The 22,487-nt window shown below is 70.5% G+C and carries 22 protein-coding genes; 16 read left to right on the top strand and 6 right to left on the bottom strand.

From position 1 onward, the window contains the following. Positions 1–2: 2 nt before the first annotated feature. Positions 3–1,049, top strand: coding sequence for a winged helix DNA-binding domain-containing protein (locus K1X59_RS06575; RefSeq protein ID WP_220174057.1), 1,047 nt, complete (start codon positions 3–5; stop codon positions 1,047–1,049). A 24-nt stretch (positions 1,050–1,073) separates the two neighbouring features. On the opposite strand, the gene K1X59_RS06580 is transcribed toward K1X59_RS06575, so the two are convergent. Further along, positions 1,074–2,192 (bottom strand): histidinol-phosphate transaminase, encoded by a 1,119-nt coding sequence (locus tag K1X59_RS06580; RefSeq protein ID WP_220174058.1) that lies wholly within the window; start codon positions 2,190–2,192, stop codon positions 1,074–1,076. 138 nt (positions 2,193–2,330) lie between these two features. Here K1X59_RS06580 and K1X59_RS06585 point away from each other — a divergent pair, with 138 nt between their 5' ends. Genes K1X59_RS06585 through K1X59_RS22375 form a run of 6 tightly spaced genes read left to right on the top strand, consistent with a single transcriptional unit; the run spans position 2,331 to position 7,413 of the window. Continuing rightward, a complete protein-coding gene (locus tag K1X59_RS06585; protein WP_244632474.1) occupies positions 2,331–3,299 on the top strand; it encodes a PDR/VanB family oxidoreductase in 969 nt (322 codons plus the stop codon). Between the two features lie 19 nt (positions 3,300–3,318). After that, positions 3,319–4,521, top strand: coding sequence for an aromatic ring-hydroxylating dioxygenase subunit alpha (locus K1X59_RS06590; RefSeq protein WP_183152224.1), 1,203 nt, complete (start codon positions 3,319–3,321; stop codon positions 4,519–4,521). A 1-nt stretch (position 4,522) separates the two neighbouring features. Next, complete coding sequence (locus K1X59_RS06595) at positions 4,523–4,987, top strand: hypothetical protein (protein WP_220174059.1); 465 nt, start codon at positions 4,523–4,525, stop codon at positions 4,985–4,987. Between the two features lie 46 nt (positions 4,988–5,033). Then, positions 5,034–6,227 carry an amidohydrolase gene (locus tag K1X59_RS06600; RefSeq protein WP_220174060.1) on the top strand — a complete coding sequence of 398 codons (1,194 nt, stop codon included), beginning with the start codon at positions 5,034–5,036 and terminating at the stop codon, positions 6,225–6,227. Next, positions 6,224–6,784: a M20/M25/M40 family metallo-hydrolase gene (locus tag K1X59_RS22370; protein ID WP_309491635.1), complete on the top strand. Its 561-nt coding sequence runs from the start codon at positions 6,224–6,226 to the stop codon at positions 6,782–6,784. The genes K1X59_RS06600 and K1X59_RS22370 overlap by 4 nt, the downstream gene beginning before the upstream one ends. A gap of 8 nt (positions 6,785–6,792) precedes the next feature. Further along, positions 6,793–7,413 (top strand): M20/M25/M40 family metallo-hydrolase, encoded by a 621-nt coding sequence (locus K1X59_RS22375; protein ID WP_309491636.1) that lies wholly within the window; start codon positions 6,793–6,795, stop codon positions 7,411–7,413. A 41-nt stretch (positions 7,414–7,454) separates the two neighbouring features. Here the strand turns inward: K1X59_RS22375 and K1X59_RS06610 are convergent, their stop codons facing one another. Next, positions 7,455–8,183, bottom strand: a complete 729-nt coding sequence (locus tag K1X59_RS06610; RefSeq protein ID WP_183152227.1) for a FadR/GntR family transcriptional regulator — start codon at positions 8,181–8,183, stop codon at positions 7,455–7,457. A gap of 155 nt (positions 8,184–8,338) precedes the next feature. Here K1X59_RS06610 and K1X59_RS06615 point away from each other — a divergent pair, with 155 nt between their 5' ends. The 9 genes from K1X59_RS06615 (at position 8,339) to K1X59_RS06655 (ending at position 18,062) form a co-directional block, all read left to right on the top strand. Beyond that, positions 8,339–9,613: a thiamine pyrophosphate-binding protein gene (locus K1X59_RS06615; protein WP_183152228.1), complete on the top strand. Its 1,275-nt coding sequence runs from the start codon at positions 8,339–8,341 to the stop codon at positions 9,611–9,613. Next, the gene (locus K1X59_RS06620) at positions 9,520–11,445 is read left to right on the top strand and encodes an aldehyde dehydrogenase family protein (RefSeq protein WP_258567260.1); all 1,926 of its coding nucleotides are present in this window, start codon (positions 9,520–9,522) and stop codon (positions 11,443–11,445) included. The genes K1X59_RS06615 and K1X59_RS06620 overlap by 94 nt, the downstream gene beginning before the upstream one ends. A gap of 104 nt (positions 11,446–11,549) precedes the next feature. After that, positions 11,550–13,118, top strand: coding sequence for an ABC transporter substrate-binding protein (locus K1X59_RS06625; protein ID WP_220174061.1), 1,569 nt, complete (start codon positions 11,550–11,552; stop codon positions 13,116–13,118). Between the two features lie 7 nt (positions 13,119–13,125). Beyond that, positions 13,126–14,139 carry an ABC transporter permease gene (locus K1X59_RS06630; RefSeq protein ID WP_183152230.1) on the top strand — a complete coding sequence of 338 codons (1,014 nt, stop codon included), beginning with the start codon at positions 13,126–13,128 and terminating at the stop codon, positions 14,137–14,139. Next, entirely contained in the window at positions 14,139–15,182 is a 1,044-nt protein-coding gene (locus K1X59_RS06635) for an ABC transporter permease (protein WP_202045600.1), read from the top strand. The genes K1X59_RS06630 and K1X59_RS06635 overlap by 1 nt, the downstream gene beginning before the upstream one ends. Continuing rightward, positions 15,143–16,075 (top strand): ABC transporter ATP-binding protein, encoded by a 933-nt coding sequence (locus tag K1X59_RS06640; protein WP_202045602.1) that lies wholly within the window; start codon positions 15,143–15,145, stop codon positions 16,073–16,075. Before K1X59_RS06635 ends, K1X59_RS06640 begins: the two co-directional genes overlap by 40 nt. Further along, positions 16,075–16,230 (top strand): hypothetical protein, encoded by a 156-nt coding sequence (locus tag K1X59_RS06645; protein ID WP_220174062.1) that lies wholly within the window; start codon positions 16,075–16,077, stop codon positions 16,228–16,230. Before K1X59_RS06640 ends, K1X59_RS06645 begins: the two co-directional genes overlap by 1 nt. Beyond that, positions 16,227–16,877 (top strand): ATP-binding cassette domain-containing protein, encoded by a 651-nt coding sequence (locus K1X59_RS06650; RefSeq protein ID WP_220174063.1) that lies wholly within the window; start codon positions 16,227–16,229, stop codon positions 16,875–16,877. Before K1X59_RS06645 ends, K1X59_RS06650 begins: the two co-directional genes overlap by 4 nt. Further along, positions 16,878–18,062, top strand: a complete 1,185-nt coding sequence (locus K1X59_RS06655) for a M20 family metallopeptidase (RefSeq protein ID WP_183152232.1) — start codon at positions 16,878–16,880, stop codon at positions 18,060–18,062. A 48-nt stretch (positions 18,063–18,110) separates the two neighbouring features. Here the strand turns inward: K1X59_RS06655 and K1X59_RS06660 are convergent, their stop codons facing one another. From K1X59_RS06660 to K1X59_RS06675, 4 genes are read right to left on the bottom strand one after another with little or no spacing between them, the layout of a single operon-like run. After that, on the bottom strand, positions 18,111–18,323 hold the full coding sequence (locus K1X59_RS06660; protein WP_220174064.1) for a hypothetical protein: 213 nt from the start codon (positions 18,321–18,323) through the stop codon (positions 18,111–18,113). Next, positions 18,320–19,504 carry a S10 family serine carboxypeptidase-like protein gene (locus K1X59_RS06665; protein WP_220174065.1) on the bottom strand — a complete coding sequence of 395 codons (1,185 nt, stop codon included), beginning with the start codon at positions 19,502–19,504 and terminating at the stop codon, positions 18,320–18,322. Before K1X59_RS06665 ends, K1X59_RS06660 begins: the two co-directional genes overlap by 4 nt. Continuing rightward, a complete protein-coding gene (locus K1X59_RS06670; protein WP_183152234.1) occupies positions 19,504–20,970 on the bottom strand; it encodes a S10 family peptidase in 1,467 nt (488 codons plus the stop codon). The genes K1X59_RS06665 and K1X59_RS06670 overlap by 1 nt, the downstream gene beginning before the upstream one ends. A 42-nt stretch (positions 20,971–21,012) precedes the next feature. After that, a complete protein-coding gene (locus K1X59_RS06675) occupies positions 21,013–22,455 on the bottom strand; it encodes a helix-turn-helix transcriptional regulator (RefSeq protein WP_220174066.1) in 1,443 nt (480 codons plus the stop codon). Positions 22,456–22,487 lie beyond the last annotated feature (32 nt).

Here is a 22,487-nt window from a genome sequence, read left to right on the forward strand (position 1 = left end):
TCATGAAGACCGCGACCCTTCGCGCCGAGCGCCTCCGATCGCACCGTCTGACCGCGCCGACGCGCACCGTGACGGATGCCGCGCACCACATGCTCGCCGTGCAGAGCCAGGACTTCACGGCCGGACGGTGGGCGCTCGCCGTGCGCACCCGCGGCGATGTGCGGCTGCGCGACGTGGATCGGGCGTTCGACCGCGGCGACCTCGTACGGGCATGGACCATGCGTGGCACGCTGCACACCGTGCCGGCTCGTGACCTCGGCTGGATGCTGGAGGTCACGGCGGGGCGGCAGCGGCAGCAGGCGGCCTCTCGGCATCGCGACCTCGGCATCGACGACGACATGATCGCCGCGGCCGTGCGTGCGTTGACCCCGCAGCTGCGAGACGGCGGGCGCACGCGGGCCGAGGTGTTCGAGATCCTGCAGAGCGTCGGCATCGACCCTACGGGGCAGCGCGGCATCCATCTGCTGTTCACCCTGACGATCGACGGCCTCATCTGCCAGGGACCCGTGGTCGCGAGGGCCGGCATCACCAGGGAGCAGCGCTTCGTGCTGGTCGACGAGCACATCCGGGAGCACGCGCGGCCGGACGACCCTCTCGCCGAGCTCTTCGTGCGCTACATCGACGGGCACGGACCCGCCGGCGTCGCCGACTTCGCATGGTGGTCGGGTCTCACTCTCGGGCAGTCCCGCGAGGCCGTGGTGCACGCCGCCGCCCGTGTGACCGAGGTCGAAGACGGGCTGTTCGTCGCGCGCGCACATCCGCGTCGTCCGGCCGGTGCGTCGAGTGTGCTCGCCCTCGGCGCGTTCGACGAGTACTACATCTCGTACGCCGACCGCACGGCTGTCGCGGCGCCCGAGCACCTGTCCGCCATCGGCCCCGGCAAGAACGGCATGGTGCGCGCCACGCTCGTCGAGGACGGTCGCGTGATCGGCTGCTGGACGCACGCGACGGCCGCCAGAGACACCCCGCCCGAGCTGTTCGACACCCCGGCGGACGCGGCGGCGGTCGAGGCCGCCCTCACCCGGTTCTCGGTGTTCCTCGGGGAGTGACGCCGTCCGAGGAACACCGTGCTCTCAGCTTCTCGCGAGCGCGGGGGCGACTTCCGGCGAGGCGGCGACGAAGGCGGCGATCTCCGGCGCGAGCGCGATCAGGATGTCGTTGGCCTCGGTCTCGGCGACCGTGGCGCGCAGTCCCTCTCCGGCGAACGGGCGCACGAGCAGGCCGTGACGCTCCAGCAGTTCGGCGACGGCCGTTGTCGCCTCGCCGAGCGGCAGCCAGACGAAGTTGCCCTTGCTCTCCGGAAGCGGGAAGCCGGCTGCGGCGAAGGCGGCGATCACGCGCTCGCGCTCCGCGACGAGCGACGCGACGCGCGCACCGAGTTCCTCTTCGGCCGCGAGCGAGGCCACGGCGGCGGTCTGTGCGAGGTTCGTGACGCCGAACGGGATGGCGACCTTGCGCAGCGCGATGCCCAGCGGTGCCGGTGCGATCGCGTAGCCGACGCGCATCCCGGCGAGTCCGTACGCCTTCGAGAACGTGTGCGCGACGGCGACGTTGGCGTGGCGGCGGAAATGCTCGATCCCGACCGGGGAGTCCGTGCGGTCGTTGAACTGCACGTACGCCTCGTCGATCACGACGACGATGTCGGAGGGCACGCTAGCGAGGAATCGGTCGAGCTCGGCTTCGCCGATGGTCGTCCCCGTCGGGTTGTTCGGGTTGCAGACGAGGATGAGGCGGGTGCGCTCGGTGATGGCTGCGAGCATGCCGTCGAGGTCGTGCCGGTGATCGGCGGTGAGGGGCACGGGAACAGGCACGGCGCCGGCCGCCCTGACCAGCATCGGATACGCCTCGAAGGAGCGCCAGGCGAAGAGCACCTCGTCGCCCTCGCCGGCGGTCGCGCGGATGAGCTGCGAGACGACCTCGACCGAGCCGCTGCCGAGCACGATGTTGACGGGGTCGACCCCGAACCGCTCGCACAGCACGGAGGTGAGGGCGGTCGCCGCGGTCTCGGGGTAGCGGTTGATGTGGGCGAGCTGGTCGGCGATCGCCGCCGTCACGGAGGGGAGCGGAGGATAGGGGTTCTCGTTCGAGGAGATCTTGTGCACCGCGTCTGCCGTCTCGGACTGCGGTGCAGCCTTTCCCGGCTTGTAGCCCGGGATCGCGTCCAGGTCTCCGCGCAGTCTCAGCTCCGACATCCGATCGCCCTTCTCTCGTGCCCGCTCCGGCCGTGTCCGTTTGACAGGCCCAGGGCGGACTTCATACTATCGTAATTGAATATAACGAATGTTGTCAATTGATCTCCCGGTCGGGACGACGGAAGGAGCGGAGCGACGGTGCCCCACACAGCGGTCGAAACCCCGGAGCAGCGCTTCACCCTGCGCGTGCGCGCCATGCGCCAGGAGGCGCGTGACGTGCTGTCCCTCGAGCTCGATGCCCCCGACGGCGCCGAGCTGCCGGCGTGGGAACCGGGCGCGCACATCGATCTCCGGTTCGCGAACGGCGTCGAACGCCAGTACTCCCTGTGCTCCGATCCCGACGACCGCACGATGTGGCGGGTCGCGGTCCTCGCCGAGAGCCCCAGCCGTGGTGGTTCGCGCCACGTGCACCAGAGCCTGCGCGTCGGCGACCTCGTCACCGTCTCGGCACCCATCAACCACTTCGCGCTCGCACCGGACGCGGAGTACGTCTTCATCGCCGGCGGCATCGGCATCACACCGATCCTGCCGATGCTGGCCGACGCCACCAGGCGTGGCGTCCCGTGGCGACTCGCCTACCTCGGCTCGGCGGGGGAGCGCATGGCGTTCCTCTCGGCGCCGCAGCTCGCCGGCGGGGAGACCCTGCTCGTGCGCGGCGACACCGACGACCGCCTCGATCTGGCGGCATGGATCGGCGCCCCTGCGGCCGACACCGGCGTGTACGCCTGCGGCCCCGAGCGGATGCTCGACGCGCTCGAACAGCTCAGCGCGGACTGGCCGCGTGGCGTGCTGCACGTCGAGAGGTTCCAGGCCAAGACCTTCGGTGAATCGCAGGGGGCCGACTCCTTCGAGGTCGTCGCCCGCCGCTCCGACCTCGTGGTGACGGTCGACCGGGGCTGCAGCATCCTCGAGATGCTCGAGAACGCCGGCATCGGCGTGCCCAGCTCGTGCCTCGAGGGCGTGTGCGGCACCTGCGAGACCGCCGTCATCGATGGCGCCCCCGAGCACCGGGACTCGGTCCTCACCCCTGACGAGCGGGAGAGCAACGAGACGATGATGATCTGCGTCTCCCGCTCTCTCGGCGACCGGCTCGTCCTCGACATCTGACCAACGAACGGAGCGACCAATGGACACCGGAACCGCATACGGGCTGCGCCTCGGGCAGCCACTCGACGAACTCGCGCAGGTCGGGCCAGGCACGCCCTACGGCGAGGTGCTGCGTCGCTACTGGCACCCGGTCGCGAAGGTCGAGGATGCGACGACGCGCCCGATCTCGCTGCGGGTGCTGGGGGAGGAACTCGTGCTGTTCCGCACCAGGAAGGGCAAGGCGGGTCTCCTGCATCCGCGTTGCATCCACCGCGGCGCCTCGCTGTTCTACGGCGGTGTCGAAGATGAGGGCATCCGCTGCTGCTATCACGGCTGGGTGTTCGACACCGAGGGTCACTGCCTGGAGCAGCCGTGCGAACCCGAACTCGGGCTGCACCGCGACCGTGTGCGGCAGCCGTGGTATCCCGTCGAAGAGCAGTACGGCCTGATCTGGGCCTACATGGGACCGCCGGAGAAGAAGCCGGTCCTTCCGCGCTACGACACGCTCGAGGAGCTCGGCGACGGCGAGCAGCTCATCGTGAACGACCAGGGAGTGGGCGGCGGCGGCCCTGCCGAGCTCGACTTCAACTGGCTGCAGCACTGGGAGAACGTCATGGATCCGTTCCACGTGCCGATCCTGCACGCGCGCTTCAGCGGCAACCAGTTCACACCCGAGATGGCGCTGATCCCCGAGGTCAGCTACGAGTACACGCCGCTGGGGGTGCGGAGCATCCAGATGCGCGAACTGGGCGACGGGCGCCAGCTGCGCCGCGTCACCGAGGTCATCTTCCCGAACCTGCGCGTGGTCGCCAGCCCCAAGCTCGCCTCCGGCCAGACGAACATGATCGGCTGGGTCGTGCCGATGGACGACACGCACTTCCGCATCTTCACGGTCGCGCGCGACAGCGACCCCGACTTCCTCGCGAAGCTCCGCTCCACGCACGAGGGCAAGCCGTGGAAGGAGCTCACCGACCTGGAGCACCAGCGGCTTCCCGGCGACTACGAGGCCCAGAAGTCGCAGGGCGCCATCTCGCTGCATTCCGAGGACCACCTCACCACGACCGACCAGGGCATCGCGATGATCCGCCGCATGATGGCCAAGCAGCATCGTGCCGTCGCCGGGGGCGGCGATCCGGTTGGCGTGTTCTTCGACGACTCGGAGCGCCTGGTGCGCATCGAGGGCGGCAACTACTTCGAGGGAGCCCCCGACGCGCCGCTGCTCGCCGACGCGGTGGACGACTGACATGGCCAAGTACACGGCGCGACCGCCGCGGGGCGACCGGCCGGTGCTCGTCCTCGGCATCAGCGACGTGGTGGTGATCGAGGGCGAGCCGACCGTGCCCGTCACGATGCACCACCTGTCGGCGTGGGGGCGCTGGGTGCGCGACGTCGCGATCCCGGACGCCGCGGCGCAGCGCCTGCACGACCTCGCCGCGCATTTCGACATCGTGTGGGCATCGGAGTGGGGGCACAACGCCCACACCGCGTTCCGCGAGCCGCTCGAGCTGCCGGAGGAGCCGTGGCCGTTCCTTCCGGTGCAGTTCGACAAGCTCGCCCACATCCGCCGGTACGCCGACGGTCTGCCGTGGGTCTGGGTCGACGACCCGCTCGTCGACCTGAGCGGCGAGCCCCGGAGTGCGAGGACGGCATCGTGGTGCGGGTCGACCCCGCTGCCGGCATCCTCAGCCTGGATGTCGATGATCTGCTGACGAGGACGCGGGAGCTCGTCGAGCGCCGCACGAAGGAGGAGGACGCATGACGGATGCCGTCGCGATCGTGGGAGGACGGGTCGTCACGGGACTCGGCGAGGAGTTCGATGGCGGCGCGGTGCTGCTGATCGACGGCCTCATCGAGGCCGTCGGCGCGGACGTCGTCGTGCCAGCGGGCGCGCGCGTGATCGACGCCGCGGGATGCTGGGTGCTGCCGGGGCTCATCGACCCGCACAGCCACATCGGTGCCCACGAGGAGGCCAACGGACCCGCCGGCTTCGACGGCAGCGAGGTCTCGTCGCCCGTCACCGCGGGAGTGCGCGCTCTCGATGCGATCAACATCGAGGACATCGCCTTCCGCGACGCGCTCGCCGGCGGCATCACGGCCGTCGTGGTCAAACCCGGATCGGGCAACCCGATCGGCGGACAGAGCGTGGCCATCAAGACCGCCGGCGGCCGCTCGGTCGATGAGCAGGTGATCCGCGCGGCCCTCGGCATGAAGTCGGCGCTCGGCGAGAACCCCAAGCAGGCGTACGGGGAGCGCAAGCAGCTGCCGTCGACCCGTCTCGGCATCGCGCTCGTCATCCGGCAGGCGCTCATGGACGCGCGGGACTACGGCGCGCGGCGGGACAAGGCCAGGGCCGAAGGGGCGCCGTTCGCCGTGAACCTCGGCATGCAGGCGCTCACCGAGGCGCTCGACGGCACCCTGACCTGGGAGCAGCACGCGCACCGCCACGACGACATCGCCACCTCGTTGCGCATCGCGGAGGAGTTCGGTCTGCGCCTCGTGCTCAACCACGGCACCGAGGCGCACAAGCTCGCCGACGTCCTCGCCGCCCGCGACATCCCGGTCATCTACGGTCCGATCCTCTCGACCAGGTCGAAGGTCGAGGTGCGGGAGGCCGACCCCGCGAACCTCGCCGCGCTCGCCGCCGCCGGCGTGCGCGTCGCGCTCACGACCGACCATCCCGTCGTGCCGATCGGCCTGCTCGCGATGCAGGCGGCCGTCGCCGTGCGGGCGGGACTGCCGAGGCAGACCGCGCTCGCCGCGATGACCTCGACCGCAGCGTCCATCGCCGGCATCGACGACAGGGTCGGCGCGCTGGAGCCGGGGAGGGACGGCGATGTGGTTCTGTGGAGCGGAGACCCCCTCGACGTCGCCTCGACCGTCCGGGAGGTCCTCATCGACGGCCGCACCGTGTACGTGTCGGGCGGGGCATCGCAGAAGGAGAAGGCATGACGCTGCGTGATGACGCCGCCCGGTTGCTGCCGGAGCTGGTGACACTGCGGCGGGAGCTGCACCGCATCCCCGAGCCGGGCTTCGACCTGCCGCAGACCCAGCGCGCCGTGCTCGACGCACTGGAGGGTCTCGGACTGGAGATCACCTCCGGCACCGACCTGAGCTCGGTCACCGCGGTCCTTCGCGGGGCCGTCGACGGTCCCTCCGTGCTGCTGCGCGGCGACATGGATGCGCTCGCGATCGTCGAGGAGACCGGTCTCGACTATGCCGCGACCAACGGGGCGATGCACGCGTGCGGACACGACCTGCACGTCGCAGGGCTCGTGGGTGCCGCGCGGTTGCTCGCCGCGCGCCGCGACCGCATCGCGGGGTCCGTGGTGTTCATGTTCCAGCCCGGCGAGGAGGCAGGGGGCGGGGCTCCGCTCATGATCCGCGACGGTGTGCTCGAGGCCTCGGGGCGCAGGGTCGAGGCCGCGTACGGCATCCATGTCGGCCCGGGGAGCGCGGACGGTTCCAGCTCAAGCCGGGCACGATCATGGCCGGTGCGAACGTGTTGAAGGTTCGCGTGCACGGGCGAGGCGGGCACGGCTCCCGTCCGCAGCAGGCCGTGGATCCGGTGCCCGTGGTGGCAGAGCTCGTGCTCGCCCTGCAGGCATGGGTGACGCGCCGCGTCGATGTGTTCGACCCCGTGGTGCTGTCCGTCACGACGCTCTACGCGGGCGAGATCACGAACGTGATCCCCGAGGAGGCCGGGTTCGCGGCGACCCTGCGAACCCTGTCCGAGGCCTCGATCGCCCAGGCGCAGGCAGAGCTGCCTCCGCTCATCGAGAGGATCGCCGCGGCGCACGGCTGCACGGTCGACGTCGAGGTCATCGTCGGCTACCCCGTCACGGTCAACACGGCGCCGGAGACGGCCGCGGCGACGGAGGTGCTGCGCACCACGTTCGGCGACGACCGCGTGGAAGAGCTCGACGTCCCCTGGATGGCATCCGAGGACTTCTCATTCGTGCTCAGGGAGGTACCGGGCACGTTCCTCTTCCTGTGCGCGACCCCGCCGCACGTCGACCCCGACGACATCCCGATGAACCACTCGCCGCATGCGCAGTTCGACGACGCCGTGCTGGGCGACCAGGCGGCCGCACTCGCCGCGCTGGCCTGGCGGCACGTGGGGGTCGGGGACGCGTAGTCCCGCTGCGGCGCCCGTCGGACGGCGCCGCGGCGTCCGCGTCAGCGGCCGAGGGTGCGGTGGTCGAGCACGGCCTTGCGGCCCACCTCCGGGTCGCCGGAGCGGATCGCGGCGATGAGGGCCTCGTGGATGCGCAGACGCTCGTCCGTGTCCTGGCGGAATCCGGGCACGGCCAGGGCGTCCTCGCTCGCGGCGCCGGCCGTCTCGCCCTCGATGTAGTCGACGAGGTTGAGGTAGAACGTGCGCAGCACGGCGTTGGGCGAGATCTCGGCGATCCTTCGGTGGAGTCGCCAGTTGCCGTGCAGACCCTCGATCGGGTCGTGCCAGTGCTCCGTGAGCTCCGCCATCACGGCGTCGAGGTCGGCGATGTCGGCATCCGTGCGGTTGTGCACCGCGTCCTGCATGACCGCCTCGTCGAGCGCATCCAGCACCTTGATGACGTCGTTCACGGGCGCCCCCGTCTGCCGCAGACGCAGCACGCTGTGCGCCAGGCGGATCAGCGGCGACTGGTCGGCGACGAAGATGCCACCGCCGGGTCCAGGGCGCAGATCGACGGAGCCGCGGGCGCGCAGCACGCGCAGTGCTTCGCCCAGCGTCGCCGGCGCCACGCCGAACTGCTCGCACAGCTCCTGCCGCGTACCGATCCGGTGTCCCGGCTCGAGTCCTTCGGACTTGATCATCGCCTCGACCTCGGTGACCACGCGGTCGGCGACGGACTGCGCGGGGGCGACGCGCTGGAAGGTGCGCGCTTCATCCTGGGTGGTTGCCACGGGGGTCCTTCGGTTGGAGGGGGCGGGGCGGATCTCTCACATCCTAAGGAGCGAGCGGCGAGCAGGGGCGGTGTCCCCGGGCGATTCTCCCATTTGCCATAATTGAATGTATCTAATACAGTCAATCACGCAATGCCGCTCACGAGAGGAAACAGATGACCGACCACACCGGTGGCGATCTGCTCGCAGACTCCCTCATCAACCAGGGAGTCTCACGGATCTTCGGTATTCCGGGCGTTCAGCTCGATGCCGCCGCAGACGCCCTCCACGCCCGCGCCGACAAGGTCGACTTCCTCTGCGCCCGCAACGAGCAGGCCACGACCTACATGGCCGACGGCTACGCACGGAGCACCGGAGACGTCGGTGTCGCGATGGTCGTGCCAGGACCGGGAGTCCTCAACGCCCTCTCCGGCGTCGCCACCGGATACTCCGCGAACTCGCCCATGCTCCTCATCGCCGGGCAGATCGACTCGCAGGCCATCGGCCGTGGTCTCGGCGCCCTGCACGAGATCCCCGACCAGACCGGCATCCTGCAGCGGCTCACGAAGTGGACGGGCACCGCCCGGTCCGCCGATGAGATCCCCGGCCTCGTCCACGAGGCCTTCACCCAGCTGCGCACCGGGCGACCGCGCCCCGTCGCGATCGAGGTGCCGCCGGACGTGCTGGCTGCCACGTCGCGCGCCGCGGCCGCCGAGCGCGTCGCCGCCGCGCCCCTGACGCCCGACGAGCAGCAGATCCGCGCGGCCGCCGCGCGCCTCGTCGCCGCGAAGCGCCCGATGATCGTCGTCGGCGGCGGAGTGCTCGCGGCGAACGCGTCGGTCGCGCTCCAGGCGCTCGCCGAGGCGCTGGAGGCCCCGGTGCTGATGACCGAGAACGGCCGCGGTGCGATCGACGCCAGGCACCGCCTCGCCTTCGACGCCCTCGCGCTCCGGGCCTTCCGCGAAGACGCCGACCTGGTGCTCGCGGTCGGCACGCGCTTCGTCTCGACGTTCGGCACGCAGGTCGACACGAACGGCGCCCCCGTCATCCTCGTCAACGCCGAGGCGGCCGACCTCGAAGGACCGAGGGCCGCGGTGCAGACCCTGCACGCGGACGCCCGCCTCGCCCTGGCTGCGCTCGCGGCGGAGGTCGGGTCGCCGGCGCGCGAATCGCGCGAGAGCGAGTTCGCTCGGGTGCGCACGTGGATCGCCGAGCAGTTCGCCGACATCGCCCCCAGCGCGAGTACCTCGCCGCCATCCGCGGAGCGCTCCCCGAAGACGGCGTCTTCGTCAGCGAGTTCACCCAGGTCGGCTACGCGGCCAGTGCGTCGTACCCCGCATACCAGCCGCGTACCTACATCGGGCCCGGCTACCAGGGCACCCTCGGGTACGGCTTCGCCACCGCGCTCGGCGTCAAGGCGGCCGACCCCTCGCGGGCGGTGGTCTCGGTGAACGGCGACGGCGGGTTCTCGTGGACGCTTCAGGAGCTGTCCACGGCCAAGCGGTACGGTCTCGGGCTCGTGACGATCGTCTTCCACGACGGCTTCTACGGCAACGTGCGCCGCATCCAGAAGAACCGCTACGGCGCGCGGTACTTCGCGAGCGATCTCACCAACCCCGACTACGGCAAGCTCGCCGACGCGTTCGGGATCCGCTCCGCGCGGGCGTACACCCCGCAGGAGCTGGCCGGGGTGCTCGCGGATGCCGTGCCGGCCAACGAGCCGATCCTGATCGACGTCCCGGTGGGGAGTTCCCCTCGCCGTGGCACCTCATCCACGAGGGTGTGCCGCGTCCGGCGCCTCTCGCACCCGACGCGCACCTGGTGCAGAGGGCCGGGGTCTGACATGGTCATCGGGCACGACATCGCCGGCATCAGGGAGGACGCCGCAGGGCAGGCCTCCATCGATGTCGTCAGCCCGGCCGACGGCACCGTGATCGGCGCCGTCGTCGCAGGAGGTCCCGCCGACGTCGATCGGGCGGTGGCCGCGGCCGCGGAGGCGTTCGGCAGCTGGTCCACGACGCCGATGTCGCAGCGCATCGCTCACGTCCAGGCGCTCGCCGAGGGGTTGGCGCGCCACCGGGAGCTGCTCGCTGAGACGTTGAGCGCCGAGATGGGCTCGCCGATCGCGTTCGCGCGTTCCGCCCAGGTGGGGGTGGCGATCGCCGATCTCTCCCTCCTGATCGAGGCCGCCCGCGCTCATGTCGAGCGTGCGGCGGTCTCGAACTCCCTCGTCGTGTCGGAGCCGGTGGGCGTGGTCGCTGCGATCACCCCGTGGAACTTCCCGCTGCACCAGATCATGCTCAAGGTCGGCGCGGCCGTCCTCGCCGGATGCACCGTGGTGCTCAAGCCGAGCGAGGCCGCGCCGCTCAACGCCGCGATCGTCGGCGACATCCTCCGCGAGATCGGACTCCCGGCCGGCGTCGTCAACATCGTGCACGGCGACGGCGCCGGTGTCGGCGCACCGCTGGTGGCGCACCCCGGCGTCGACATGGTGACCTTCACCGGTTCGCGGCAGGTGGGCGAGCATGTGGCGCGCGCGGCCGCCGCGACCATCAAGAAGGTCGCCCTCGAGCTCGGCGGCAAGTCCGCGGCGATCGTCCTCGACGACGCGCCCCTCGAGGAGTCGGTGCGCGGTGTGCTGGCCTCGTGCTTCGCGAATGCCGGGCAGACCTGCGCCGCGCAGACCAGGGTTCTGGTGCCGGCGGGTATGCAGGAGGCGTGGCAGCGGGCCGTCGTCGAGGTCGCGGCCGGCTGGGCGCCCGGTGACCCGCGCGTCGAGGTCACCGCGACGGGTCCCCTCGCCTCGGAGCTGCAGCGCGAGCGCGTGCGCGCGCACATCGCCACCGCGATCGACGAGGGCGCGCGCGTGCTCACCGGCGGCCTCGATATCGTCGAACCGACGGCCGGTGGCGCGTACGTGCAGCCCACGATCTTCACCGATGTGACGCCCGACATGCGGATCTTCCACGAGGAGGTCTTCGGTCCGGTGCTCACGATCACTCCCTACGCCACGGTCGATGAGGCTGTCGACCTGGCGAACGACAGCGTGTACGGACTGTCGGGCGGTGTGTGGTCGAGCGATCCTCGACGCGCGCTCGGCATCGCGCTGCGCATGCGGACGGGGACCGTCGGCATCAACGGCGCCGGGCTCGATGTGGGTGCTCCCTTCGGGGGGTACAAGCAGTCGGGTGTCGGCCGGGAGTGCGGGGTGCACGGGTTCGAGGAGTTCCTCGAGCTCAAGTCGGTGATGGGCGCCGCCGCCCTCGTCGACGACCATTCGTGACCGGTAACAATCTCGAAACACCGCCGACACGAGGCAATAAAGAGCAATTCATAACATTCAATTAGGTGGAACCCGCCCGAGGGTTCCGTGAAGAGAGGACACCCATGAGACGCAGCATCGTAGCCGCGGTCGTCGGCGTGACGGCACTCGCCCTGACCGGCTGCGCCGGCGGGGGAGACGGAGGAGGCGAAGGCACGGTCGAGAAGGCCACCATCGCCATCGCCGCGGATCCCGGTTCGCTCAACCCGATCACGAACGCCACCCAGGCAGGGCAGGAGGTCTCGGCGTACCTGTACGAGACGCTCATGTCCTTCGCCCACGGCAAGGACGCCGAGGGGCTGCTCGCCGAGAGCTGGACCGAGTCGACGACCGAGGTCTCGTTCGTTCTGAAGGACGGCATCGTCTGCACGGACGGCTCCGATCTCACGGCGTCCGACGTGAAGGCCTCGTTCGACTACGCCGCCGATCCTGAGACGGCCTCACCGTACGCGGGCGTCTACTTCCCCGGCGAGGGCCTGACGGTCGAGGCCGACGACGCCTCGCGCACCGTGACGTTCACCAGCGCGCAGCCGCAGAGCTTCCTGCTCAGCAACATCGGCCAGATGCCTGTCGTGTGCGCGGCCGGCGTCGACGACCCCGCGTCGCTCGACGCCACCCCCGTCGGCACGGGCATCTACACGCTCGAGGACTCCTCGCCCGGTCAGACCTACACGCTCGCCCTGCGCGACGACTACACCTGGGGTCCCGGCGACGTGACCAGCGAGACGGAAGGCCTGCCGAAGACGGTCGAGCTCGAAGTCGTCGACACCGAGCCGACCCGCGCCAACATGCTCCTGTCGTCCGAGATCAACGTCGCCGAGGTCGGCGGCACCGATCGCGACCGGCTCGAGAGCGGCGACCTGTTCACGATCGACGTGCCGGCGCGACCCGGTCTGATGTTCTTCAACCAGGCAGAGGGGCGTCCCACCAACGACCTGCTCGTGCGGGAGGGCATCGCCGGCGGAATCGACCGCGATGAGGTCGCCTCGGTCTCCACGGGTGGCCGCGGCGAACTGATGACCTCGCTCGTCTCCTCGTTCACCGCGGTGTGCGTCGGGGCCGATGCCACGACCTCGCTCATCGGCTTCGACGCCGATGCCGCGGCCGCATCGCTCGACGAGGCCGGCTGGACGGTCGGCGCCGACGGCGTGCGCGAGAAGGACGGTGCGAAGCTCGCCCTGAGCTTCGTCTATCCCTCCACCGAGGCGCAGTCGGTCGTCGCCGGCATCGAGCTCATCCAGCAGCAGCTGGCCGAGATCGGCGTCGAGGTCACGCCCAGCCCGTCGTCGTCGTACACCGACGTCATCTTCCAGGGCGGCGACTGGGACCTCATCTGGGCCCCGATCTCCACCACGCTGCCCTCGACCTGGGCCGGCATCCTCGCCGGGGACTTCCCCCCGAACGGCGGCAACTGGACGTACAACACGAACCAGGAGTTCTTCGACCTCACGGCCGAGGCGCAGCAGCTTGCCGGCGAAGAGAGCTGCGACGCCTGGACGGCGGCACAGGCCTCGGCGATCGGTAACCTCGAGGTGATGCCGTTCGCGGAGTCCACCAGCACCCTGTACGGCGCCGGCGTGGAGTTCGAGGTCACCACCAACGGACTGCTCATCCCGACGAGCCTCCGAGGCTAGGAGCCGCATGCTGGACCACGCGTCCGCCAGAACGGATACCGTGGCGGTGTTTCTCCGGAAGCGCCGCCACGGCAACCCCTGGCTGAGATTCCTCCTGCGCCGCACCCTGCGGATGCTGGTGGCGATGTTCGTGATCATCGCGGTCGCGTTCTTCGTCCTCCGCGCATCCGGCGGCGACCCCGTCCGCGCCGCACTCGGCGCGACGGCCGACGAGGCCGTGGTCCAGGCGCGGCGCGATCAGCTCGGTCTCAACGACCCTCTGATCGTGCAGTTCTGGAACTATCTCACCGGCATCCTCCACGGGGATCTGGGTTCGTCCCTGATCACCGGCCGGTCGGTGTCCGAGCTCGTGCAGAACCGGCTGCCGGCGACGCTGGAGCTCGCCGGCATCTCCTTCCTGATCGTGCTGCTCGTGGCGATCCCGGTCGGCCTCGGGGTCGCGATCCTCACGCAGGGCAGCAGACGCCGGGGCGTCGAGGTGTCGTTCACAGGGATCACCGGCCTCATCGCCGCGATCCCCGAGTATCTCCTCGGCGTCGCGCTCGTCGTGGTCTTCGCGGTGGGACTGCACTGGTTCCCCGTCGCCGGACGCTCGGGCCCCGCCTCGTACGTGCTGCCGGTGCTGGCGATGACGGTCGCCTCGTGGGCGTCGCTGTCGCGCATCGCCCGCGTCGAGGCGCTGAACACGCTCTCCGACGACTACGTGCGCACGGCCCGCTCCAAGCGCATCCCCGCATCGTGGGTCTACTTCCGTCACGCGCTGCCGAACATGCTCACCGCGACTCTCACGATCGGCGGCACCCTGCTGTCGACCATGGTGGCGTCGAGCGTGCTCGTGGAGAAGGTGTTCAACTGGCCCGGCCTCGGCTCGGCCTTCGTCGACGCCATCGCCACGAAGGACTACGGCATCGTGCAGGGCCTGGCGCTCGTGTACGCCGCGATCATCCTCGTCATCACGCTCGCCGTCGACATCGTGCTGTCGCTCCTCGACCGGCGAACCACCCTCCTGGAGACGACCTGATGCGCTCGATCCTCACCTTCCTGCGCAACCCCCTCGGCGCGATCAGCGCCGTGATGGTGCTCGTGCTCGTGTTCCTGGCGCTGTTCGCCCCGGAGATCTGGGGTCCGCAGGCGACGCAGACCGACACATCCGCACTCCTGCAGGGGCCGAGCGACGCGCACCCGCTCGGCACCGACGGACTGGGCAGGGACCTGCTGCTGCGCACCCTCGTCGCGACACGACTGTCGCTCGGCATGGCACTGATCGCCACCGTGATCGGACTCGTGTTCGGTCTGCTGCTCGGCGCCCTGCCCTCCGTGCTCGGACCCCGCGTGCAGCGGCTGTTCAGCTCGATCATCAGCACCTGGCTGGCCTTTCCCGTGCTGCTGGTCGCGATGCTGACCGTGATCCTCCTCGGGCCGAGCTCGACGTCGGCGGTGATCGCTCTCGGCCTCACGATGGTGCCCTCGTTCGCCCGCCTCGCGCAGACCCTGTCGTCGCGCGTCGGCGGCTCCGAATATCTCGCGGCGGCGCGGATGATGGGCGTCTCGCGCGGGCGGCAGTTCACCCGCTACGTGCTCCCGAACATCGCGGAGCCCATCATCGTCAACGTCACGCTCTCGATCGGAGGAGGGCTCCTCGCGCTGTCGAGCCTGAGCTTCCTCGGTGTCGGCGTGCAGCCGCCGGACTACGACTGGGGGCGGATGCTGAGCGAGGCGTTCGATCAGGCGTACACGAACCCGACCGCGGTCGTGGGCCCAGGTGTCGCCGTGGTCTTCGCGGGCGTCGCCTTCGGGACGCTCGGCGAGTCGCTCGCCGCCCACCTGCGCAGCCACGGCAGAGGGAGCGTGCTGTCGCGCCGCAAGCTCGGACCGGCGCCGCGTGTGCCGCAGCGCGAGAGCGTGCCGGACGAGGGTGCGCTGCTCGTCGTCGACGGACTCTCGGTGTCGTTCCCCTCGCCGTCCGGATGGGTGCGCCCGGTGCAGGACGTGACCTTCTCGGTGGCGCCGGGGAGATCGTCGGCGTGGTCGGCGAATCCGGCAGCGGCAAGTCGGTCGCGCTGATGGCGATCGCCCAGCTCTCCGCCGCGGGTGCCGCCGTGACCGCGCAGCGACTGCGCTTCGACGGCGACGATCTGCTCGACCTCCCGCCCGCCGTGATGAAGAAGCGGCTCGGCACCAAGATCGGCGTCGTCTTCCAGGACTCGCTCACGGCCCTCAACCCTGCACTGCGCGTGGGCACGCAACTCGCCGAGATCCCGCGCTTCCACGCGAAGAGCGGGCGGGCGGCCGCGCAGGCTGCGGCGGTCGCCGCGTTGGACGATGTCGCGATCGACGAGCCGCAGCGGCGGGCGCGACAGTTCCCGCACGAGTACTCGGGCGGGATGCGGCAGCGTGCGCTCATCGCGATGTCGCAGATCGGCAAGCCACGCCTCATCATCGCCGACGAGCCGACCACGGCGCTCGACGTCACGGTGCAGCAGCGCGTGCTCGCGCTGCTGCGTCGGGAGTGCGAGGAGACCGGTGCGGCGGCGATCGTGGTGTCGCACGACATCGCGGTCCTCGCCGAACTCTGCCAGCGGATCCTCGTGATGTACGCGGGGCGCATCGTGGAGGACGTGGATGTGCGCCTGCTCGCGACGCCGGAGAAGCTCGCGCACCCCTACACGCGGGCGCTCGCGGAGTCGCTGCCCGACCTCGACACCGACCGCGTCCAGCCGCTCGCGACCATTCCGGGCGAGCCGCCCGACCTGTCGCTGCCGCTCGTCGGCTGCGGTTTCGCCCCGCGATGCCCGTTCGCGACGGCGCAGTGCCGCGCGGTGACGCCGGAGCCGGTGGCGCACGGCCACGGCGGACGCGTCGCCTGCTGGCATCCCCAGGACGGGGTGCCGATCGAGGGCATCCTCGGAGAGCCGGTCGTCCTGACGGGCACCCAGAACACGCAGGAGGTGCGCTGATGGCCGCACTCGTCGTCGAAGATCTGGTCGTGACCTTCGGGCACGGCGACTCCTCGTTCAACGCCGTGGACGGCGTCTCGCTCACGGTGCCGCACGGCAGCATCGTCGGCCTGGTGGGGAGTCCGGGTCGGGGAAGTCGACGATCGCGCGGGTGATCGCCGGTCTCCAGCCGGCGACGGCCGGCCGGTTGCTGCTCGACGGCGAAGAGCTGCGTCCGGCGACCGGTCGACAGCGCCTCACACGCGCCCGCGACGTGCAGATGATCTTCCAGGATCCGTACTCCTCGCTCAATCCGCGCATGACCATCGGCGCCACGCTCGACGAGGCCCTCTCCCTCCACGGCACCGGGAACGCCAAGGAGCGCGCGGCCGGTGTGAAGGAGCTGCTGCGCCTGGTGCGGCTCAAGCCGGGCACGGCCGACCAGTACCCCTCGCAGCTGTCCGGCGGCATGCGGCAGCGCGTCGCTATCGCACGGTGCCTCGCCGTGAAGCCCCGGCTCATCATCGCCGACGAGATCACCTCCGCCCTCGACGCCTCCGTGCAGGGTGCGGTGCTCAACCTGGTGCGCGAGCTGCAGCGTGAGCTCGAGCTGTCGGTGCTCTTCATCACCCACAACCTCGCCGCGGTGCGCTACATCGCCGACACGACGGCCGTGATGCGCAAGGGCAGGATCGTGGAGCACGGCGACGCCGACGAGATCGTGTCGAACCCCCAGCACACCTACACGCAGTCCCTCGTGGCCGCCATCCCGCGCATCCAGAACGCGGGGACCGACCACCTCCTGCACGCGATCGGATCCTGAATGCCCCTGCTCGACGACGCCCGCGACCTGCTCCCCGGACTCGTGGCCCTCCGCCGCGCGATCCACGCCGACCCCGAGCTCGGGCTCGAGCTGCCCCGCACGCAGCGCCGGGTGCTCGACGCCCTGGAGCCGCTCGGCGTCGAGGTCACGCTCGGGAACGGCCTGAGCTCGATCGCCGCCGTGATCCGCGGGGCCCACCCCGGTCCCACCGTGCTGCTGCGCGCCGACATGGACGCGCTTCCGCTCACCGAAGACACCGGGCTCGACTATGCCGCGTCCGGCGAACGCATGCATGCGTGCGGGCACGACCTGCACGTGGCCGGTCTCGTCGGAGCGGCGCAGCTGCTCGCGGCCCGGCGTCAGGAGCTGCATGGCGACGTGCTGCTGATGTTCCAGCCGGGTGAGGAGCTCGGCGACGGGGCGTCGCGGATGCTCGGGGAGGGCCTGCTCGACGTGACCGGTTCCCGTCCGGTCGCCGCCTTCGGCATCCACGTGGTGCCGGGCGAGTTCGGGGTGTTCTCGACGAGGGCTGGTGCTCTGATGGCGGGAGCGATCGAGGTGGAGGTCACGATCACCGGATCGGGCGGGCACGCCTCGGCACCGCACCTCACACGCGACCCGGTGCCGGTGGCGGCCGAGCTCGTCACGGCACTGCAGTCGTTCGTCACGCGGCGCTTCGACGTGTTCGACCCGGTGGTGCTGAGCGTCACACAGCTGCACGCCGGTGGGCCTGCACGCAACATCATCTCCGACACCGCGTCGCTCGTCGCCTCTGTGCGCGTGCTGTCGCACGAGAACAGCGCCCGCGTCCAGGCGGAGATCCCCGCCCTGGTGCAGGAGCTGGCTGCGGCGCACGGCTGCACCGCGACGGTCGACGTGACGCTGCTGTGCGCCCCCACCGTGAACGATGTGCAGGCGGTCGAGCACGTGCGCACCACCCTGCAGGGACTGTTCGGCGAGGAGCGGGTGTGGGAGACCGCGCACCCGGTCATGGGGTCGGAGGACTTCTCGTTCGTATTGGAACAGGTCCCCGGTGCGTTCCTGTTCCTGCGCGCGACCCCGGAGGACGTCGACCTCGAGACGGCCGCACCGAACCATTCGCCGACGGTCGTGTTCGACGACGCGGTGCTCGCCGATCAGGCGGCCGCGCTCGCCGCGTTCGCCCTCGGTCGGCTCACGGCCTGAACGGGGCGGGCATGCGCCGTGCCGCGGTCGCCGCAGTCGCCGCGATGCTCACCGCGTGAGGAATGCCCGCAGGTCGCCGTTCAGTCGCGCCGCCACGTCGGGGTCGCTGTACATCATGTGACCGGCCCGATACCAGTGCGATTCGGTGCGCTCGCGGGGCAGCCCGAAGTGCCGCAGCAGATGGTCGGCGGCCCCCACAGTGGTCAGTGCGTCGTACACCCCGGTGCCGATGAAGAGTCGCGCATGCGGGTTCTGCTTCATCCATCGCGACAGCCGCGCGGGGTAGGGGTAGGTGTGGAACGGCGACGGTCGGCCGTAGGTGGGGAACGCGGCGCCGCCCTGCTCCTGCCAGTCCCAGTGGCGGCCGGCCTCCGTGTCGACGACCCGGTACGGACGTGCGGAGTCGTCGCCGAACACGTCGTGCCGCAGGCGCGACAGCCCGGTGACGTAGCGCGGGGAGAGCGCGGTGTCGGCGGGATCGTGGTCGAGCTCCCCGAAGCGGCGGTCGGCGGCGGGGGCGCGGTATATCGACTGTCCGTCACGCCCAGCACCTGGCCCGCGAGCAGCCGTTCGCGGAAGTCGGTCTTGCTGATCCACAGTCGGTCGCGCACGAGCTCCTCGGCCGGGATGCCGATCATCGCGGACAGCCGTTCGGCGACGGCATCCCGGTCGGCCGCGGGCAGCTCATCGCCCTGCAGCATGGCCGCGGCCAGATCGCCGCGCGCGAAGTCGAGGGCGTCCTCGGTGGCGTCCTCGACCGTCGCATGCCGGCGCGATCCGATGCCGTGGTACCAGGCGGTGGCGGCCTTGTAAGGCAGGTTGGCGAGGGCGCCGACGATGCTGCCGGGGCGATCCTGCGTCTCCTGGATGTTCACGGCTTGACCGAGCAGGGCGATCCCGGCCAGCGGTGCGGTGTCCATGCCGTGCGGGTTCGTCGCCAGGAACGCCGCGCGCAGCGTGCCGTAGCTCTCGCCGAGGAAGTACGTCGGCGCGTCCCAGCGGCCGTGCCGGTCGCGCCAGTCGCCGATCGCGGCCGCGATCGCGTCGGCGTCGCCCTCCACGGTGCGCAAGAGCGCGTGGTCGGCGTCGTCTGCGAAGGTGCCGAAGCCCGTGCCCGGTGCGTCGAGGAACACCAGGTCGGCGACGTCGAGGATGCTCGACGGGCTCTCCTCGATGCCGTACGGCGGCTGACCGGCGTCGTCCGGGTCCACGGGGATGCGCGCCCGCCACGGCCCGATTCCGCTCAGGTGCAGGTAGATCGACGAGACACCGGGCCCGCCGTTGGTGAGGAACACGACCGGCCGGCCGGGGGCATTCACCGTGTAGCTGAACGCCGACAGCGTGCCCTGGCGCGTGCCGTCGGAGCGCCGCAGCGGCAGCTCCTCCACCCGTGCGACGTACTCCAGCTCGCCGAGCCGGCCCGTCGTCTCGCGCGCGCTCATCAGCGCGCTGTGGCGTCGCGGTAGAACGCGTCGAGGTCGCTCTTCATCTTCTGCACCGCGTCCTCGTCGACGAATGTCATGTGTCCGGATTCGTAGAACGTGAAGCGGATGTTCTCTCGCAGCGACGGCGCGAGGTACAGGTGCGCCACGTCGATCTCGGGTCCGAAGAACGGCGTCGCGAGGTCGTAGTAGCCGCCCATCACGAACACCCGGAGGTTCGGGTTGCGCCGAACGGCGGCGGAGAGGTCGAGCGACACATCCGGCACGAGCTGGGGTGCGTCGACGCCCGGCGCCTTGTGCTTCCAGTCCCACGCGCGGGAGATGGGCATGTTGTGCAGGTGCCGGTAGTGCAGGTCGCTCGTGAAGCCGATGTCCTCGACGAGATGCGCACGGTAGGTCGACAGGTGTGCGCTGTTGACCCCGGCGGTCGCCGCGTCGTCCGTCGCGGGGTCGTGCGAGCCGCCGCCGACCACGTACTGGTGTTCGGCCGTGAACCGGGTGTCGAAGCGGCCGATCACACGTCCTTCGTCGGCCAGCAGCGCGTAGCGGAAGGGCTCCATGCCGATGCGGAAGTGGTTCTTCTTCAGGAGCGCGGCGTCGAGGCCGATCAGGGCGCTCATCCGTTCGGCGACCTCGTCCTCGACCTCGGGCGAGATCAGGTCGCCCTGCAGCAGCGCCGCCGCGAACGGTCCCTGGGCGAAGGCCCTCGCCTCCTCCAGGAACGGCTCGAGCTCCTCGTGGGCCGTGCGCGCCCTGCCGTGGTACCAGGCCGTGGCGGCGAACGAGGGGAGCAGGTTGATGTACTCGCGGGGGCCGCCGAGGTTGCTCTCTCCCCAGTTGAGCACGGTCGACAGCAGCACGACGCCGTTGAAGTCGAGGCCCTGGTTCTGCAGACGGTGCACGAGGGACGCGGCGCGCGTGGTGCCGTAGGACTCGCCGAACAGGAAGCGCGGGGCGTTCCACCGGTCGGTGATCGTCAGCCAGCGGGTGATCGCTCGGGCGAACGCGTCGACGTCCTGGTCGACGCCCCACACGTCGGACGCTGTCGCATCGCCGCTCAGTCGGGAGTATCCGGTGCCGGGTGCGTCGATGAACACGAGGTCGGACTCGGTGAGCAGCGTGTGCGGGTTGTCGCCCGTGACGTAGGGCGCGGGCGGGGTCGCCCGCGGCGTGTTGGTGGGCGTGCGTCGCGGACCGAAGCCGCCGATGTTGAGCCAGAGACTCGCCGAACCGGGCCCGCCGTTGAAGAGGAAGGTGACGGGCCGCACGGGCGCCCCCTCCTCTCGATCCGCGACGTACGAGGTGTAGAACACGCTGGCGAGCGGCCGGTGCTCGTCGTCGCGCACGATCACCGTGCCGGCGCCCGCGGCGTAGTCGATCGAGCGTCCTCCTGCGGTGATGCGGTGGCGGCGCGAGGTGAACGTCTCGATGTCGGCGTCTGCGGCGGCGGGGGTCTGCTCGGTCACGGGGCTCCCTCGGGATCAATGAGTGAATTGAATATATCTTAATCACTCACTGGCGTGACGTCCGAGGAAGTTGTAGACCTCGTTGTCGTCCACGCCGGGGAACGCCCCGCGCGGCAGCGGCGAGAACATGTGGGTGTGCACGCGCGCGCTCGGCCAGGCCTTCCCGTTCCAGCGTTCCGTCAGCTCGGTGGAGGGGCGACGGCAGCAGGATTCGTCGGGGCAGGTCGACACGGCGCGATCGTTCGTCTCGCGTCCACGCCACCAGCGCGCGTCGTCGAACGGCACTCCGACGGTGACCGAGAACTCGCCGTCGGTCGAGGAGCCGGTCTGCGTCGAGCACCAGAACGTGCCGGAGGGCGTATCGGTGTACTGGTGGTGCTCGACCGTGCGGTTCTGCTGCGTGAACGCCGCGCGGGCCTGGAACTTGCGGCACACGCGCTGCCCCTCGACGGCGCCCGTGACGTCCATCGGCAGCGGCAGGTCGTCGTTCTCGTACACGCGGGTGATCGCGCCGGTGGAGTCGACGCGCAGGAAGTGCAGCGACATGCCGAGGTGCTGCGTGAGCAGATTGGTCATCCGCATGCCCGCGGCTTCGTGCGTGACCCCGAATCCGTCGCGGAAGTCCTCGACCGCGAGGTTGCGGTCCTTCTTCGCCTGCTGCAGGAAGGCGACGGCCGCGGTCTCCGGCATGAGGCAGCACGCGGCGAAGTAGTTGATCTCCAGGCGCTGCTGCAGGAAGTCGGCGTAGTCGGTGGGCGGGGTGTGTCCGAGCAGCCGGTGCGCCATGGCCTGCAACGCCATGGATCGCAGTCCGTGTCCGCCGGGGATCGATGCGGGCGGCAGGTAGATGCGTCCGTTCTCGAGGTCGGTCACCGACCGGGTGGAGTGGGGGAGGTCGTTGACGTAGATCAGCTCGAAGCCGAGCTTCTCGGCCATGATGCTCACGGTGCGGTGCGTGAGTGCGCCCTGCGTGTGGCCCGCTGCCTTGAGCTGCTTCTCGGCGAGCCGCTCGATGTCGGGGAGGTAGTTGTTCTGGGCGCGCATGCGCAGTCGCAGCTCGGTGTTGGCGCGTCGCGCCTCCTCTGGCGTCGCGATGGCTTCGCGCTCGCGGCGCTCCAGCTCGTGGTGCAGGCCGAGGATCGATTCGATCGTCTCGTCGCTCATGCCCTTCGTGACGCGCACGGGCGCGATGCCGAGCTGCCGGAACAGCGGACTCTCCTGCGCCCGCTCGAGGGCGATCTCGAGTGCGGCACGTCGATTCGGGGGTTCGCCCGAGATGAGGTCGGTCACCTCGGTCTTCGTGGCCTGGGCGATCGCCTGCAGGAGCGACAGCTTGGGCTCGCGCTTGCCGTTCTCGATGAGGCTCAGCTGCGAACCGGCGACGCCGACGAGGGCGCCGAGCTCGTCGAGCGTGTACCCGTTGTCCAGCCGGTGGTGCCGGATGCGATGACCGAGAGTCGTGAGGTGGATGCCGGAGGACGCCATTGTTTGAGTCTAGCGAAAGAATCGTGATTCTT

Source organism: Microbacterium sp. Se5.02b, assembly GCF_019464375.1.
Taxonomy (GTDB): domain Bacteria; phylum Actinomycetota; class Actinomycetes; order Actinomycetales; family Microbacteriaceae; genus Microbacterium.

Coding starts and splice junctions, on each gene's coding strand:
- K1X59_RS06575 (WP_220174057.1), top strand. CDS start 3: ATGAAGACCGCGACCCTTCGCGCCGAGCGCCTCCGATCGCACCGTCTG.
- K1X59_RS06580 (WP_220174058.1), bottom strand. CDS start 2,192: ATGTCGGAGCTGAGACTGCGCGGAGACCTGGACGCGATCCCGGGCTAC.
- K1X59_RS06590 (WP_183152224.1), top strand. CDS start 3,319: ATGGACACCGGAACCGCATACGGGCTGCGCCTCGGGCAGCCACTCGAC.
- K1X59_RS06595 (WP_220174059.1), top strand. CDS start 4,523: ATGGCCAAGTACACGGCGCGACCGCCGCGGGGCGACCGGCCGGTGCTC.
- K1X59_RS06600 (WP_220174060.1), top strand. CDS start 5,034: ATGACGGATGCCGTCGCGATCGTGGGAGGACGGGTCGTCACGGGACTC.
- K1X59_RS22370 (WP_309491635.1), top strand. CDS start 6,224: ATGACGCTGCGTGATGACGCCGCCCGGTTGCTGCCGGAGCTGGTGACA.
- K1X59_RS06615 (WP_183152228.1), top strand. CDS start 8,339: ATGACCGACCACACCGGTGGCGATCTGCTCGCAGACTCCCTCATCAAC.
- K1X59_RS06625 (WP_220174061.1), top strand. CDS start 11,550: ATGAGACGCAGCATCGTAGCCGCGGTCGTCGGCGTGACGGCACTCGCC.
- K1X59_RS06630 (WP_183152230.1), top strand. CDS start 13,126: ATGCTGGACCACGCGTCCGCCAGAACGGATACCGTGGCGGTGTTTCTC.
- K1X59_RS06635 (WP_202045600.1), top strand. CDS start 14,139: ATGCGCTCGATCCTCACCTTCCTGCGCAACCCCCTCGGCGCGATCAGC.
- K1X59_RS06645 (WP_220174062.1), top strand. CDS start 16,075: ATGGCCGCACTCGTCGTCGAAGATCTGGTCGTGACCTTCGGGCACGGC.
- K1X59_RS06655 (WP_183152232.1), top strand. CDS start 16,878: ATGCCCCTGCTCGACGACGCCCGCGACCTGCTCCCCGGACTCGTGGCC.
- K1X59_RS06660 (WP_220174064.1), bottom strand. CDS start 18,323: ATGAAGCAGAACCCGCATGCGCGACTCTTCATCGGCACCGGGGTGTAC.
- K1X59_RS06665 (WP_220174065.1), bottom strand. CDS start 19,504: ATGAGCGCGCGCGAGACGACGGGCCGGCTCGGCGAGCTGGAGTACGTC.
- K1X59_RS06675 (WP_220174066.1), bottom strand. CDS start 22,455: ATGGCGTCCTCCGGCATCCACCTCACGACTCTCGGTCATCGCATCCGG.